This is a genomic window from Paenibacillus sp. BT-177 (assembly GCF_025846815.2).
Classification (GTDB): Bacteria; Bacillota; Bacilli; order Paenibacillales; family Paenibacillaceae; genus Paenibacillus; species Paenibacillus polymyxa_C.
Map to the genome: position 1 here is coordinate 972,485 of NZ_JAOYTP010000001.1, position 15,201 is coordinate 987,685.

Here is a 15,201-nt window from a genome sequence, read left to right on the forward strand (position 1 = left end):
TCCGTAAGCTCAACCTTTATTCTCTATCGTTAACCCAACTGCATCGTTGTGATGCATGTATCGTCTTTCTCATATGTAGAGAATTCCGTTTGGGCCGTTTTGCCTTCATGATTCACGCTAATGCGGTAGGTTTTATCCCTTGGCAGCCACAGATCAATAAAACCATTGGGTTGTGATTTCATGGCAGCATTCTCCATAATGACATTCCCTTCGGAGTCTTGAACGGTCACATTGAATTCTCCGTTTTTTATTTCGCCTTGGCAGCCGGTAAGACTATGAGTTGCACAAGGGTGGGTCTCTTCTACATATGGCGCTATCGAAACAAAAAACTCGTTGTCAGGCAAATCATAAGTTATGGGTTGTGTATGGTCTTCGTTAACAATTAACTGACTGGAATTAATGGAGGCGGATTGGGCTGTTGCCTTGCCTGCGCTGAAATCATGCACCAATTGCTTGATATCGGTTGTCCCAAGCTTGTCCGCTCCTTCTTTCCACATATTTCCTGCAATCAGGTACGTGCCTAATGCCGCAACAACCAACCCTGAAGCGACCAAAATTCCTTTTTTCATCTGGAGTTCATCTCCTTGTCCGTTTTAAAACATTATAATAGAGAATGCGCCGTAACGGACAAAATACGGCAATGAAGACACCAGATATTCACATCTTTGCTTGTTTATTCAGACATATCTGGGACACAACTCTTTTTAACGGTCCCGGTTCACAATATAATTCATTAGATGCTTCAGAAAAGCGATATTGCGGGGCACCTCTTTTAATGCTTCCATGGCAAGACAGTAGTGCTCCCACATCTCTTGACTGGCACCTTCGTAACCAAGGATGGACACAAAATTCGAATTGTTGTTATCCGAATCCTGACCCACAGGTTTTCCAAGTAAGAGCGTATCTCCTTCCACATCAAGCAAATCATCTTTGATCTGGAAAGCAATCCCCATATGATAGGCGAATTTCTGCAAAGCGGCAATCTCTGATTCCTCGGCCTGTGCGAGCATGGCTGGCATAACGAGACAAGCCTCGAACGCCACTCCTGTTTTGTAAAAGCACATCATATTCAGCTGCTCCAAGGTCAAAGCCTTTCCTTTGGAATCCAGATCCATCGCCTGACCCATACACATATCCTCTGCCTTACGGGCCGAGTATTGGATCAAGGCAAGTACAGTCTCAGTATTGAACTGGTTCAGTGATGCTTGTTCCCCGATGGCCTTCTGGATCAGATACAGACCGGTTAATTCCGCAGTAGCGCTATTGTGCACCTGATGTAATGTCTGACGTCCTCTACGGGTAGACGCGTTATCCTGGGAAGGCAAATCATCAAAAATCAGGGAGGCTGTATGCATATATTCCAATGATCTTAGAAGAGGCACGATTGCCAATGCGTCTAAGCCATATTCGTTCACACCCATGACCCAGGTCAATATAGGGCGTATCCTTTTCCCATCCCCCTCAAGACTATAATTGGCAGCCTCAATAAGCTGTTCTTTCATGGCCTCGATCCCAGAAGGCTTGGTAATTTTCAATTGGTTGTTAATCTGGTCACGGACTGTTTTGACCGTATTCATAAAGTCTTCTTTTTCTCTTGAATCATTTTTCAGTTGATCATCTGATCCCGAAGCAGCTTATCGAAGAAATCTACATCCTCTGCTTTGCCCACCATCTTCTGGATGAGACGATTAAATTCAGGATTTCCGGATGCAAAAATCCCCATTATTTCATTGTACTTTTCTGCACCTACCCGTTCTTTATAACGTTTGAGTCCATTTATTGCACGATCCAGTATCACCTCGCGAGCCATAGCATCCGTGTCATACACGTTATGAATCAAGTGAGAGATGACCGCCCAGTATAGTTCGAAGGGATTGATCAAATCCGATCTCTGACGATGATATTTTAAATAATAGGTATAGGGTGTTACCGCACCATCCCTCATATCGTCAGCCATATCTGCAAAATCATCAGCAAGCTGGTTATAGATACCATAATAGAATGTTCGTTGCTCAAACCCTTCATCCTCAGGAGCACTAATGACGGAACGGACAATCAAGCGGGAAGAAGCAGATTTTAAAATCACGGGTATATAAAGTTCTTCATTGGTGTAATTGGCTTTCGCTAGATTCTTATCCCGGTCGATATCTTGAGAATGAAAGAAAACGTAGGACTGCTCGAAAAAGATTTGTTGTGTGTCTGACCGCTGATGTGCCTTAATATACTCAAAAGCATCCGAGAGCTCCGAATGGATATAGCGAATAAACTTCATATGCTCACCGGTCCAGTCGCCCAGCTCTGGCACAGATCCGGTAAGAAGCGCGTTACGTATCATATGGGAGTATTGCCCTTTCTCCTGAATGGTCAACAGCTGAGAATCGAGAAGATCATCAATAAAAGGGTAGGTCAGCCCATAGGAGTACCCAAGCCTAATCGCTTCATCCAGTCTGCGCGAACGCTCAACAGGTGGCACGGCTTCGTCCATTTCTTCCATCACATGCAGAATAACCCCAATGATGATTTTAATCAGTTTGCGCTGAGCGTGCTCTGCATCCATTTCCTCAGGAATATGAGAAGATACAGAGTTAAGCTTGTTGATTAGCCAGATTACAGTGGCTTCGATCCCTTCCTTTTGAGACCACCGATACACCCCGGCTATATTCATAAATTCCGGTTGATTTCTTCTGTTAGCACGGGTAGGGTGAAGCAAATATCTTTTCACGTCAGCAATAACGCGCTGAATCCGGGTCTGTGTGTGTGCAGAATCTAGAGCCTTGCCTAGATCCCTCATGTAAATATAAGAGACACTCCGCTTCAGATATTCATCTAACTTCCCCGTGTAACTCAGCCATTGAATATATCTGTCATAATCCCGAGTATCCGGCTTTCTCTTATTCCGCGAAAAGAAGGATAACCATGAAGAAGAATGGATATGATTCCTTTTCCATATATGGATATCTTCTGTAAGAGAAGTCACATAAGTCTTATCCTTGACCTGATTATAGAGTGATGCAAAATACTGGAGCGCCTTCTGCTCAGCCAGCTGGTATCCTGTATCGGCTCGAAATTTTTCATTCATATGATGCATTACCTCAACTTCTCATTTTGTTTAAACATGGTTGCATTTCTCCCTAAGGGAACGAATTTGGATCATGTTTTTATCTTTATACGGAAAAAAATCTGTGAAGTTACGAATAGATTATATCCTTCTATATATATGCTACAATTTCAGAGTAGAACAAAAATAATGATAGGGAGGCATAACGTTGAGTATTAGTCTAATTAAAGGGCAGAAGGTAGACCTAACCAAAAATAATCCACATTTATCCGTGCTCAAAGTAGGACTTGGATGGGACCCTATGAGGGGCAGATCCATGGATATTGATGCATCAGCACTGCTTCTTAATGAGAACGGCAAGCTGACTCAGACGAAAAATCTAGTATATTTCGGAAACAAAAATAGCCCTTGCGGGGCCGTCGTACATAGTGGTGACAACTTGACAGGTCATGGTGACGGTGATGATGAAGTCATTACTGTATCCCTTCAACAACTACCACCTGAAGTGCATAGAGTCGTATTTATTGTGAATATATTCCGTTTTTTCAGCTTTGGTAGACGTAAGGATTTCAGTATGGTGAACAATGCTTATATTCGAGTATTGGATGCGTCGCAAGATGAAGAGATTCTCCGATACAATTTGACAGAGGACTATAAAGGGATGTGTAGCATCCGTGTAGGTGAAGTATACCGCTATGGAGGGGAGTGGAAATTCGGTGCTATTGGGGAAGGCAGCACCATTACCTCCCTGAATGAGCTTGTCAAAACGTATGAATAAGTATTTTTGGTGTTAAGGAAAAACCCACGTCTGACGTGGGTTTTTATACTATCTCTTCAACAGCCACCTGATACAGCAGAGAACCTTCACGGAGCAGCAGGCGATCTTTTCTGAAATCCTGTTCATGCGGTTGAAGGAACTTTTGATTGTCATTTAAAAAGCGAATGTGTTGTCCTTTGCTCAAGCTGCCTGGCTTCACATTCTTTTTCAGGACATATTGTCCATTCTTGCCATACCCGCCGTCGAACAAAAAGTGATACCCATCTGTAGCCACCCCGGAGCAGCCGGAAATCCTCGGATTCACAAACGTAATATTCGTACGGTCGCTACCGGAAATATACCCTAATGAAAAGTCTGAATAGTAATAAAACCAGATTTCCTGTTCGCTGATCACGTTCAAAGCATAGCAATCATGAATATCTGCCGCTTGGTTCTCATATATTTTGTGTCCCTCTTTATTCCAGGCGACAAGGCCGGAGGATCCCACAGGCTCATTCCAACCATAATTCCCAAATATACCTTCATCAAAATAGCTGGTCCAGATCGTACCTTCCCCTGTAACCTGAACACTCTGGATACCGTCTCCAAGCAGCAGTTCATTCACAGTACGGCCTTCATAATCAATGATTTTACCATTTAAATCATATTGGCCGGATCCATAATAATGACATCGCGCTCCGACAAGCAGTAGATGATGATGTAGAGGCTGTACATAATGATAGTTAAACTGCTGTCCCTCCACATACACTTCTTCAATATGATCGTCTAGAATGAGTATCTTGTAAGTACGTCTCTCTTTAAGAGAGGCAGGCGGGAACATCCCCCGCACTCGTTCTGGGACTTTATCAATTAGCAAAATATACACGCGCCCATCAGGGCCAAATTGGGTTGAAACGATCTCAAACCCTTTAGTATAGTTGGAAATATCAGCAAATGAATGAATCTGTCTATATTGATGTGACAACGTAGTTCCTCCTCTAAAGATCAGTAAAGTGAAGTATGATTTGTACTGGACTTCATTTTGTCATAACGACATGTAACTGAGGAGGGCGGAAGTATGGCGATATGGATAGTTATCCCAAGAGTGAGTCATCGGCAAAAATATTGGGAACAAAAAAAGCCGGGTTCTGCTCATAATAAAAGCAACCCAGCTTGATCTTTATAGATGTCCCTCTTAAAATGTCTGGCCCTTGTCGGCCTTCTGCCATAAAGCCTCAATCAGCTCATCGATCGTCTCCTTCATCGCCAGCTTCTCGCGCCAGTGACTCGGGATACCGCTTTGCCCGTAATAAGCCCCTGCAATTTGCCCGTAAACTGCCCCGGTCGTATCGGCATCATCCCCCAGATTTACGGCCAGCAGTGCCCCCTCTTCAAACGAAGTCGAATGGTGAAATGCCCACAGCGCAGCCTCAAGGGAACGAATGACATAGCCGGTTCCCTGTATTTCGGGCGGCTCCTTATCCTTGTAAGATCCCTGAATGATTTCTTCAATGGCTGCCGAATAAGCTGGCTGTTCCTGCCGCGGCCACTTATAGCAGATGTCGGCTGATAACATGGATTCTTTGTCCGCTCCCCGCAGACTTGCCACAAGGATTGAAGCAAGCACAGCACAGGCCTCCACACTTTCGACTGCTCCATGGGTGGTTCGCGAGCTCAGCTCGGCGTACATCACTGCCTCTTCCGGACGGTTCGCATAGGCCATGGCAACAGGTGCAAGCCTCATAATCGAGCCATTACCGGCAGTCATGGGGTCAACGGACCCACTATACGGCTCTCTAGTGGCCTCGAAGCGATGTAGTGCTGCTCTCGTCGCACCACCGATATCAAAGCACGTTCCCGTGCTGCTCATATAACCCATGTGGTACCAATTGGTGTAACGGCGCATTTGGTCTGCTGGATCAAAGCTATCTTTTTGCACCATACTCTCGGCTAAACAGAGCGCCATAGACGTATCGTCCGTCCACTGCCCCGCCTTCAACCCAAATACACCGCCGCCTACGATATCCGTTACAGGTTCAAATGTGCCTGGACTGCTAAACTCTACTGTGGTTCCCAAAGCATCACCCACAGCCAGCCCAACCAGGCATCCCAAAAAACGATCCTTGATCAGTGCCATTTTGATGTACACTCCTTTAATTATTGTTATAGCTAATTCGTATATTTCCATAACACTGGAAGGAAGAAAATCTGGTAACGCCATTTATTCGTAGCTTAAGGCTGTACAACCGCTATCTGGATTTAATTCAATGAAAATCCCTGCCTCATGATGGTAAATGAGCGGAAATCGCTCCGTATCTACATATTCACGCACACCGTTTGAAAGCCGCCATACCTGAAGCGGTACTCCTTTTCCCCACAAGAATAATCGGTCGCCGGAAACGGCCATATCCGCTTGGGGATATGGATAAATCCCGTCTTCTTCAGGCTTACAATTTAGAGGCGGGATCGCAGGTAGCACACGTCGATACCCAGGCTGAGTCATATCGAATAGGACAACCGCCGGTTCCACTCCCTCCTCTCCCCAATCTTCCTCCTCCAGTAAATCGGCATCCATCTGTCCCCATACCGCCAATGTATCGGGTCCTGTCCAGCATACTGGCCCATCCCAATCTATGGTTTGCCAAAGATGGCGAACTGACGAACCATTCTCCGATTCCCATGGGTTCAGCAGCCAATCTGATAATGACCAGGTTCGGACCACTCCTAAGGGAGCCCATGCCCATCCCGTATCCGCAATCCACTTTCCCTCTGGTGAAACCAGCAGCCTCCCATGAAAATAATCTAGATAATGCTCATCTCTACTTTCGCTGTTATAAACAGGGGTTGGTCTTGCTGTCAAAAGCATCCCGGTTTCTACATCCGTCAGATCCAGCCGATTCCATTCCGTCCCATGAACAAGGATACATGCACCGTCTTGATGTACAAAGGCCAGGGGAAACATACTTTTATCGTAGTGGTATTCGTCCCGTGATAATTGCATTTTTTCTTGAGCATGGACTAAATCATACACTGCCGCATGTCGGCCAAATCGATTGGAGATCGCCACATACTTGCCGTCAGGACTGGTAACCATTTGGACAGGTTGCAGGGGATTAAAATCAGGAATACAAATATGTGTGCATAATTCTGCGCTGCCAGAGCGAAGTTCTAGTCTCCACAGTTCTGCCTGTGTGTTTAGTGCTAGCAGGGTTATGCTTCCCTGAGAGCCACCCTTTAGTGGATGAATGGCCGTAAGACGTCCGATAGTCTGTGGTAAATCAGGTAAAGAAACGTGATGAAATGGCATCATTTAACCCCTTTTAATCTGGATAAATAATAATTTATACCCGTATTTGTGAAGCTGGATTTATCGATAAAAAATCTGATTTCAAGCAATGCAGATAATACTTTCATAAAAACTCCCGGTTTTTTCTTGCAGAAACATTTAAAATATGTAATTTCGCTAGGATTACTTTTGAGAATAAAATAGGAGTAATTCATCAAGATCAAATTGGAGATGAACTTCTCTGTTGGCGATTGATGCTCATTTATACAGTCGATCAGCACCTCTAATACCCTATTTTTATTAGAGTTATAGGCATGTATAAACATCGTTGCTTCTGCAAACGGCTTGTTGAAATCGTCATACGGAAAATCATATACATCATGACTGCCTAGGATGAAGCTGACCAACTGACCTTGCAAAATTTTTATTTTTCCTAGCGCTGCTCGGGTATCTATATCCATCTCATTTTTGTTAATATGCTCATGCAAAATGTCAATTAGAATATGCATATCATACTGCCGTGCGTCTTCCATGCTGTACATCAGCTTATTATTTTCAATCGTTAGACGATCATAAATGTCATCCCCTAAACCCAGTTCAAATAAGAGTTGGTGAAGAAAAAGTAGCCTGTCCTGAGTAGGCGAGAATTCATTCCCTCTCTCTGCTAGATGTGAAACTTGATATTGATAATAAACACAACATAAGTTTTTTTGGCTATAAGCAATATCTTTATGTATATCAAAAATGTTAAAAATGAGCGAAAGCAATCGAATCAGACGTTCAGCATCTGCTACGCTTAGAATGGGATGATCCATTTTTGTAAATAGCGACCTGTCAAATAAATCATGCCATCGCACTAAAGAAATATGATCCTGCTCATTTATATTCAGAGTTAATATTCTTAAATTTTGCTCTTGATCAGGATAGGAATAAAATAGATCTTCATGACTTAAATCAGAAATACGCTCATTAAAATAGGCTCTTAATTTGTAATCGTATATTTTAGAAAAAGACATTTCTCTCCTCCTTGCACAGCAAGACAAACTTCATGTTGAACCTGGCATAACACATTAATCCGAACTCCTATATTGTAAAATTAATCTGGATCGACTGGCAAGGCGGCATAAATACAGAAACATATGTTCTTCTTTTCTATATTATGATATCTTTATACTAGAAATGAAACGTTATTTCAGAGACCATAGCCTACCGATTAGAAAGGAATGAACACCTATGAAGCAGCTGAGCGAAGCGCTTACCCGGTTTGTACACCAGCAAAACTTGTATAATGAAGCCTACGGGCTGTTCCAAGACCACGATATCCAGCCCCGTTCAGAGAGTATAACAGATTGCTGGGACAGTCGGATTCCTCTATCTCCTGAGCTTGCGTACATGTATAGCCACTATGAAATGATCGATGCCAAGGCAGCGAGAACACACAAATTAAAAAACGCGGCAGTTGAAGTTGGGGATGCCGCAGTTCTCTTTTTTGTCGCACCAGAACATCTGTATCGCCAACAGCTGGGGTATCGCTTCGTTACGTCTGGTGAGCTTGTCCAAGAGTCTTCTTCGTGGCCCTCCCATCATGTTGTAATTGCCACGTTTAATGACGATCCACTCATTGTCGATACTAGCGCACCCGATTCTCCTGTATATGCTGCAATTGAAGGTGGCGCAGCGCAGCAGGTTGCCGACTCTTTAGCTAACTTCTTTACGGCTCTTTCCATCCTGATTGAAGGTGCCTGTACCTTTAAGGGAGAATTGGTAGATGAAGATACATACGAAACCAAAGCAGCATATATCGAGCACGTAAAACCATTGCTGCATCACTTACTGGGCGAGAACCAAACCACGTATTTGCTGAAATACCTATCCTTCTGTTAAAAATCCTATTTGTTAAAGAGAGGTGGGGCTTTTTATGATCTATATCGCATTACTGCGGGGCATCAATGTTGGCGGCAACAACAAGATCGAGATGAAGAAGCTCAAGCAAACGTTTGAACATGCAGGTATGGGGCATGTGACGACTTACATCAATTCTGGAAACATTATTTTTTCCAGTCAGGAGCGGTCTAACCAGGAGCTATCGCTCGTACTGGAACAGGCGATTCTGGAGGATTTTAGCTTACCCATCCGTGTCATCGTCCGTAATATGAAGGAGATTCAGAGCATTATGGAGGCACTGCCGGATGAATGGGCTAATGATACACAGATGAAAAGTGACGTAATGTTTCTGTGGGATGAAATTAACGATATTACCGTTCTGGACAAGCTTCCTTTGAAACCGGGAATTGGGCATGTCATATATACGACCGGGGCCGTTCTGTTTTCTGTTAGCAAGGAACAAGTCACAAAAAGCGGGTTAACAAAATTAGTAGGCACTAAGCTGTATCAGCAAATGACGGTACGTAATGTGAACACAACCCGTCAGATTTATAAGCTGATGCAAATGGCTGAACAGGAAGAGTTGCAGGATATGGACGCATGACTGCAGTCGTGTTTAAATAGGGATAGACAAAATAAAAAAACATATAGTGATTAAACAGCCAACATCTTATTACAAAGGTGCTGGCTGTTTTAAAAAAATTCTTCAAAAATATTGTTCGATGAAACTATCAATCTTTGTTAGATCATCCTTTATCATTTGTTCAACTGAAGAAGTGGTAAGCAATGGAGCTAACTTTTCTGGGTGCGCTATGCAATATTCATAATCAATTGCACATTCTGTCTCGTACTTATTTGTGGCGATCCTTTGAAATAAATCATAAGACAAATCAGAGGTCACTTCATTAAACTCTACTTCTAACATTTCTAAAAACCTAAGTAAAGTCCAATTTTTAATTGTACTCGATACTTCTTGGTTATCGTTCATCTCTTGAAGTGCATAGACAGAAGATAAACCAAATGCCAATTGTTCTGTACCATTCAGTTCCTTCATGTGCTCAATAAAAGGTTGAATGCTTTCCAAAAAATAATTTTTACTTTCATCCGCAAAAAACTCAACAAGAATACAAAATACGTTATAAATATAAGTATGAAATTCGGACTCGTTAATAATCCAGTCAATCAAGCTCAAAATTTTGACTTTATTATATGAATGGTCATTAATATTCTTACATAATAGATAAACTTGAATCTCAGAGGCTATAAAATACAACCATCCATTATTATGCCCCAAGTAGCTACTCTCTTTAATCAAGTTCCATTCTTCATTTGATATATTGAGCCATTGTTTCAAATTATCCCGATTAAAATACATTTCATTATGTTCCTGCGCTGCAACTGCAATCTTGGTAAGAATTTCATATTCGGAACAATCAATTGAACTAAACATGTTGTTGAAGAAATTGCGAATCTGATTCTCTATTCTATTACCTCGTTTATATTCATCAACAATTTTCGCGAGAAAAAGCGGATCAGTAGAATAATATGTTCCTTTCCATTTAGATTTTCCCATGAACAAATCTTCTTGAACTCGATCCATGATAGTAATTTCACAGCCTACTATTCCAGCTAAATTAATTAAAGAATCCCAACTATCTTGATCATCCCTATGTATATAGGGAAGCAACTCCTCCATAAAATCCCTTTCACTTGTTTCTTCCACAAAAATATCATCTTCATGAAATTCGACTTGGCTTTTATTAGGATTACGATTTAAAGTTTCTTCAAAGTTAGAATGAATTCTATTCCACTTTACTGGATATCCGTCCCAATTTATAGTTTTTTCCAATGTTCTCATGGCCTTAAGGGATTTTTTTTCAATCTTTACGTTATATAATTCGAACACTTCTGGAACGTCTTCGAATAACAATTGCTCAATCTCAATTTTCAAATAATCGGATGCATAAAATTCATAATCATCCTCAATAAGCCAAACAATATTATCAGAAATTTCGTTGTAGTTTTCTTGGAGATAGCAGTCAAAGTCTTGACCATATATATCTCCGAATTCATAAAAAACGATGTAAAATTTCAAAAAATTTATTTTAGAACGGTAGCCATCTAATAACTCTTTCATAGCAGGGATTTCGAACCCTTGCTTTAATAACTTATTGACAATCTTAGGAACGCCATACTTCTCTTCATCAGAAAGTGCATGACGGTCATCTTTTAACAAACTATTAATAAAAAACGCCTTTAACTTTTCTATTACATCCCTTAATTTTTGAGAGTTATATTGTTCATTCAAATCTAATATTTGTCTTAATTTAAGATTGTAACTGTTGGTATAATCTGAAGAGAAATAAAAGTCTGTAAATCTATCATCTGTACAGTATTCCTCTAGCCCATTGGAGTAGATAAAATCTAAACGTTCGTAATCTTTAGCGATTCTATCAATAATTCCTGGAATAATTGTCTGCTCAAACTCCATATTATTATGTTCATCAATTAAATTTAGTAAAAGTAAATTGTGAGCGAAAAACAAAATAGGATTCATTAAATTAATACTCTTAATAATATTTAGCCCATACAGTGACAGATTTTTCGATATTAAATGCCTCCAAAATTCCATCATGCTATGATTGTTAAATCCTATAATTGTTTTTTTTGCTTCAAAGTCGATACCTGTCAATGTTCTGATAAAATTCATATCTCTAACGAAACAAAAAGAGGCGGACAATTGATCTAAAGCATCATCAAAACTTTGCCACTCTTCCCAAGGAAGACTTTCTTGTAAGTTCCCGTAGCATTTTCTTAAAATATTTAATTCAACCGGATATCCAAAGATCGCCATACATACACCAAGATAAACTGCACTTTTTGAAGTCTCATGAAGGTGATTATACATTCTCTCATAAATTTCATTGGGATTCTTCAATGTTTCCAACAGTATTTTTCCCGGATACATACCATCATGCTTTATTTTAGAAAGAAGATGGATCGCATCATTAATAAATCGGGGATTATAATTATCGTGATTAATAATTTTGTCAGAAACTATTACAATGCTGTGCAAAAGACTGTACTGTAAGTTTGACTTTTTTAGAATACTCCAACATATCCTCATCTTGTCTAAGCTTTCTAAGCTAGTTGAAGATAACTCAACACTCATATTTTGAATTATTACCTTTAACTCATGTAATAATTTCATACCTTCAAAAAGAATATTTTTTCTCGAAATCAATACAATTTTATGATTATTTCCACTAATAATGCTCTTAAGCATTCGATAAATTTTAGATTCACCATTTTGGATCTGATTATTGACGTAATTTACACCTAAAAAGTCATCTACTATAAATAATTGCTTTTTATCTGAGCGATAAAATTTATACACATCTTCAATAGTATCTGTAAAAAAAAGATCAAGCTCCTCATTTTGCATCAAATAATGGAGCGCTATATTAAAACCTAGCATCGTTTTCCCAATTCCCGGTTCACCATATACCAATAAACAATTATATGAATCCATAATATCAAGTGATTCATGATAAGCTTTCGTTTTTATGTAGTACTCAACGTTATTTTTCATTTCATTTAAGTGAAATTGATTAAAATTATTGGGTCCACGCAAAATAATATTTTCTAAAATATATTCAAAAACTACTGTACTAGGCGTCCATAAATTATTGTATTTTAATTGAATAATAGAAAACTTTGGGTCAGCAAGATACTCATTTAGTTCTATTCTACCAATTATATCTTCATCAGAATGGATGTATCCTTTAAATAAATCCATTATTTCCCTTTGTTGTTCTTTATTCAATCCAACTGATGTTACTAAAATATATCGACTCGGCTTCAAATTACGCAACTTTAATACTTCTTTTTTCAAACTTCCTTTCAAAATGTTAAAATCATTTTTATAGCATTTTGCTTGAATAATAGTATTATCACTGTACCTATACCCATCAATGCCTCCATCCCTACCTTTAGGATATCTGCGAAATACATTGGGTTCTAAATTTTCTCGAACTCGAACAATATCTATTGCCAACGCCTCAAATTCAACGTCATCTAATAATGCGTGAAAATCATAATTATTTTTCATAATCTCCCATCTTTCTAAGACTGATATATTCATCTTTGAATCCTATGAATGTGTTATACTTCATGCTTTACTTTCTAACTTAATAAAGTAATCTGTGATTGTAAAAAGGGCTTTTCTTTTACTATCCATAAATTCATTAAGTTCAAAAGGGAGCCTCCTTACGGCTCCCCAGCCGTTTTTTTCTCCCTTCATTTAAATACCAACACCGTATGGTCCTCATTAAATTTTAAAGCCTGCAACCAGTTCATTTAGTCGAGCTGCACTTTCCTTCACCTGATCAGACTGGTATGCCACTTCACGAGATTTTTCCGTTGAAGACACCATATTCTCAGCAATGTGTTGGGTAGATATGGCGGACTGTTCGCTGGCGGTAGCAATCTCATGGATCGCTCTCACCATGGTTTGGATGGTTTCATTTACCTGCTTAGAGGTGGCGTTCAAATCATTGACTGTGTTCGTATGCTCCACGGCATCATTGTAATATTGCCCTGCTGTATCCTCAAGCAGCTGATAATCCTTGCCCACCTGGGCTTGCAAGAAGTGCAGTAATTCTTCGGCATTGGTAGTCAGATTTTCTACAGACTGCACAACCTCTTGAGTAACACTCTGAATTTGGTCTACCGCGTGTTTGGAGCCGTCTGCCAACTTACGAATCTCGTTAGCTACAACCGCAAACCCTCGACCTGACTCACCGGCACGAGCTGCTTCAATGGATGCATTTAGAGCCAGCAAATTGGTCTGTGCCGTAATTTCCAAGATAGACTGAGAAAGTATACGAATCTGGTCTACTGCCTTGGCTCGCTCTAACGCTTCCGTCATCTTTTCATTAGCTTTTTGGTAAATTTCTTTGGCCGCTTTATTGGATTGACTAGCCGCCTGCTTCAATGTTTCAGCTTTTACACTCGTATCATAGGCAGACTGAGCTCTTTCTTGAGTTTTGACCGAGATATACTCTGCTGCCCGCTGCATTTCTTCCGCAGAATGGTTCATATTTTCGGTGTATGCCGAAGTCTCTTCCATAGCTGCTGACAGCTGTTCGACCGTGGCTGATACATCGCGAATCCGCTCATTGAGATCTGTCATATTATGATTCGTCTGATCACTCAGTTGGTTAATTTGACGTGACTCATTGATCACCCCTGTGATGACCATTGAGGTTGAATCTGTCATTTGCTGAATGGCACGAGCTATAACAGCGATCTCATTATTTCCTTTGAGCAAGGCAGGATCAAGTGCTGCCGTTAAATTCCCTTGGGTAATCTCTTCACAATATTTCGTAATGGTGCTCATCCGGGAACGGATATTTCGAATGGCTGCAAAGGAGATTATGATCAGAACAGCCAACACGAGAGCAAGAACTGTGATTAAAACAATTGTGCGCATTTTGATCTCGTTTTGCGTATTTTGATATAGGTTGGCGGATTGCTCATTGTTATAATCTGAAATCGTAGTCAGCATCGTAACAATGGCCGTACTAGATTTATTGATCCGGCCTCTCTCTTCTGTGTCATAGGTTCCAGTATTCTTTTTGACGGCCATGATCTGTTCGATGTCCTGAAAATACGTGTCTATACTCCTCTGTAGTTCCTCAAACAATTTCTGTTCCTTAGTATCCAATGTCCTTTGTGAAAATTCATTTAGCCCAGTTGTAACGCTATTTTTTCCTTTCTGCACCTGCTTATACTGTTTATCTGTATACTCCTTATTGTCGAGTATTTTTGTATAATTGGCTCGCATGTTATAAAAGTCACTTTTGACCTCAAGAATATTCGTCTGGTGTTGAAAGCGATCTGTATACAAAATACCTTGACCCTCTTTAGCTTGATACATACCGATAACTCCTACCAACGATACAATGAGCAAACCCACTAAGCTGATCATAATCATGGAGATCATCGTTGTCGTGATCTTTAAATCTCTAAAACCTTTTCCTTTTTTAGTCCTGTCCGATAGTTGGTTACTCATTCAAACCCCTCCAGCTCGTCTATGGATAATAGTTCACGCTGCTCTCAACTTTCACGAGTACTCTGGTCTTCCTCTTGATGCTGCCCTCCATACAACAAAATGAAGCAGATTACAAAACGTGATGCTATATATATCGGTAG

General features: G+C 40.5%; 10 protein-coding genes and 1 pseudogene. 3 read left to right on the forward strand and 8 right to left on the reverse strand.

Features of this window, described 5'->3' with window-relative positions; all coding sequences use genetic code 11:
* Window positions 1–29: 29 nt before the first annotated feature.
* Both OIU26_RS04485 and OIU26_RS04490 read right to left on the reverse strand, forming a co-directional pair.
* Complete coding sequence (locus OIU26_RS04485) at window positions 30–569, reverse strand: CueP family metal-binding protein (protein WP_264216056.1); 540 nt, start codon at window positions 567–569, stop codon at window positions 30–32.
* A 135-nt stretch (window positions 570–704) separates the two neighbouring features.
* A pseudogene (locus tag OIU26_RS04490) lies at window positions 705–3,088 on the reverse strand (polyprenyl synthetase family protein).
* 178 nt (window positions 3,089–3,266) lie between these two features.
* On the opposite strand from OIU26_RS04490, the gene OIU26_RS04495 reads away from it, so the two are divergent.
* A complete protein-coding gene (locus OIU26_RS04495) occupies window positions 3,267–3,836 on the forward strand; it encodes a TerD family protein (protein WP_025365467.1) in 570 nt (189 codons plus the stop codon).
* Window positions 3,837–3,879: 43 nt separating this feature from the next.
* Here OIU26_RS04495 and OIU26_RS04500 read toward each other — a convergent pair whose 3' ends face one another.
* The 4 genes from OIU26_RS04500 to OIU26_RS04515 all read right to left on the reverse strand — a co-directional run bounded on the left by OIU26_RS04500 (window position 3,880) and on the right by OIU26_RS04515 (window position 8,117).
* Window positions 3,880–4,800, reverse strand: a complete 921-nt coding sequence (locus OIU26_RS04500; protein ID WP_264216057.1) for a hypothetical protein — start codon at window positions 4,798–4,800, stop codon at window positions 3,880–3,882.
* A gap of 210 nt (window positions 4,801–5,010) precedes the next feature.
* Window positions 5,011–5,952 (reverse strand): ADP-ribosylglycohydrolase family protein, encoded by a 942-nt coding sequence (locus tag OIU26_RS04505; protein ID WP_264216058.1) that lies wholly within the window; start codon window positions 5,950–5,952, stop codon window positions 5,011–5,013.
* A gap of 84 nt (window positions 5,953–6,036) precedes the next feature.
* Complete coding sequence (locus OIU26_RS04510) at window positions 6,037–7,125, reverse strand: hypothetical protein (RefSeq protein ID WP_264216059.1); 1,089 nt, start codon at window positions 7,123–7,125, stop codon at window positions 6,037–6,039.
* Complete coding sequence (locus tag OIU26_RS04515) at window positions 7,122–8,117, reverse strand: hypothetical protein (RefSeq protein ID WP_113050027.1); 996 nt, start codon at window positions 8,115–8,117, stop codon at window positions 7,122–7,124. Before OIU26_RS04515 ends, OIU26_RS04510 begins: the two co-directional genes overlap by 4 nt.
* Window positions 8,118–8,334: 217 nt before the next feature.
* On the opposite strand from OIU26_RS04515, the gene OIU26_RS04520 reads away from it, so the two are divergent.
* On the forward strand, window positions 8,335–8,985 hold the full coding sequence (locus OIU26_RS04520) for a hypothetical protein (RefSeq protein WP_264216060.1): 651 nt from the start codon (window positions 8,335–8,337) through the stop codon (window positions 8,983–8,985).
* Window positions 8,986–9,019: 34 nt separating this feature from the next.
* Window positions 9,020–9,589: a DUF1697 domain-containing protein gene (locus OIU26_RS04525; RefSeq protein WP_264216061.1), complete on the forward strand. Its 570-nt coding sequence runs from the start codon at window positions 9,020–9,022 to the stop codon at window positions 9,587–9,589.
* Window positions 9,590–9,691: 102 nt separating this feature from the next.
* Here the strand turns inward: OIU26_RS04525 and OIU26_RS04530 are convergent, their stop codons facing one another.
* Together OIU26_RS04530 and OIU26_RS04535 are read right to left on the reverse strand one after the other, a co-directional pair.
* Window positions 9,692–13,096 (reverse strand): hypothetical protein, encoded by a 3,405-nt coding sequence (locus OIU26_RS04530; RefSeq protein WP_264216062.1) that lies wholly within the window; start codon window positions 13,094–13,096, stop codon window positions 9,692–9,694.
* A 219-nt stretch (window positions 13,097–13,315) separates the two neighbouring features.
* Complete coding sequence (locus OIU26_RS04535) at window positions 13,316–15,061, reverse strand: HAMP domain-containing methyl-accepting chemotaxis protein (RefSeq protein ID WP_264216063.1); 1,746 nt, start codon at window positions 15,059–15,061, stop codon at window positions 13,316–13,318.
* Between the last annotated feature and the right edge of the window lie 140 nt (window positions 15,062–15,201).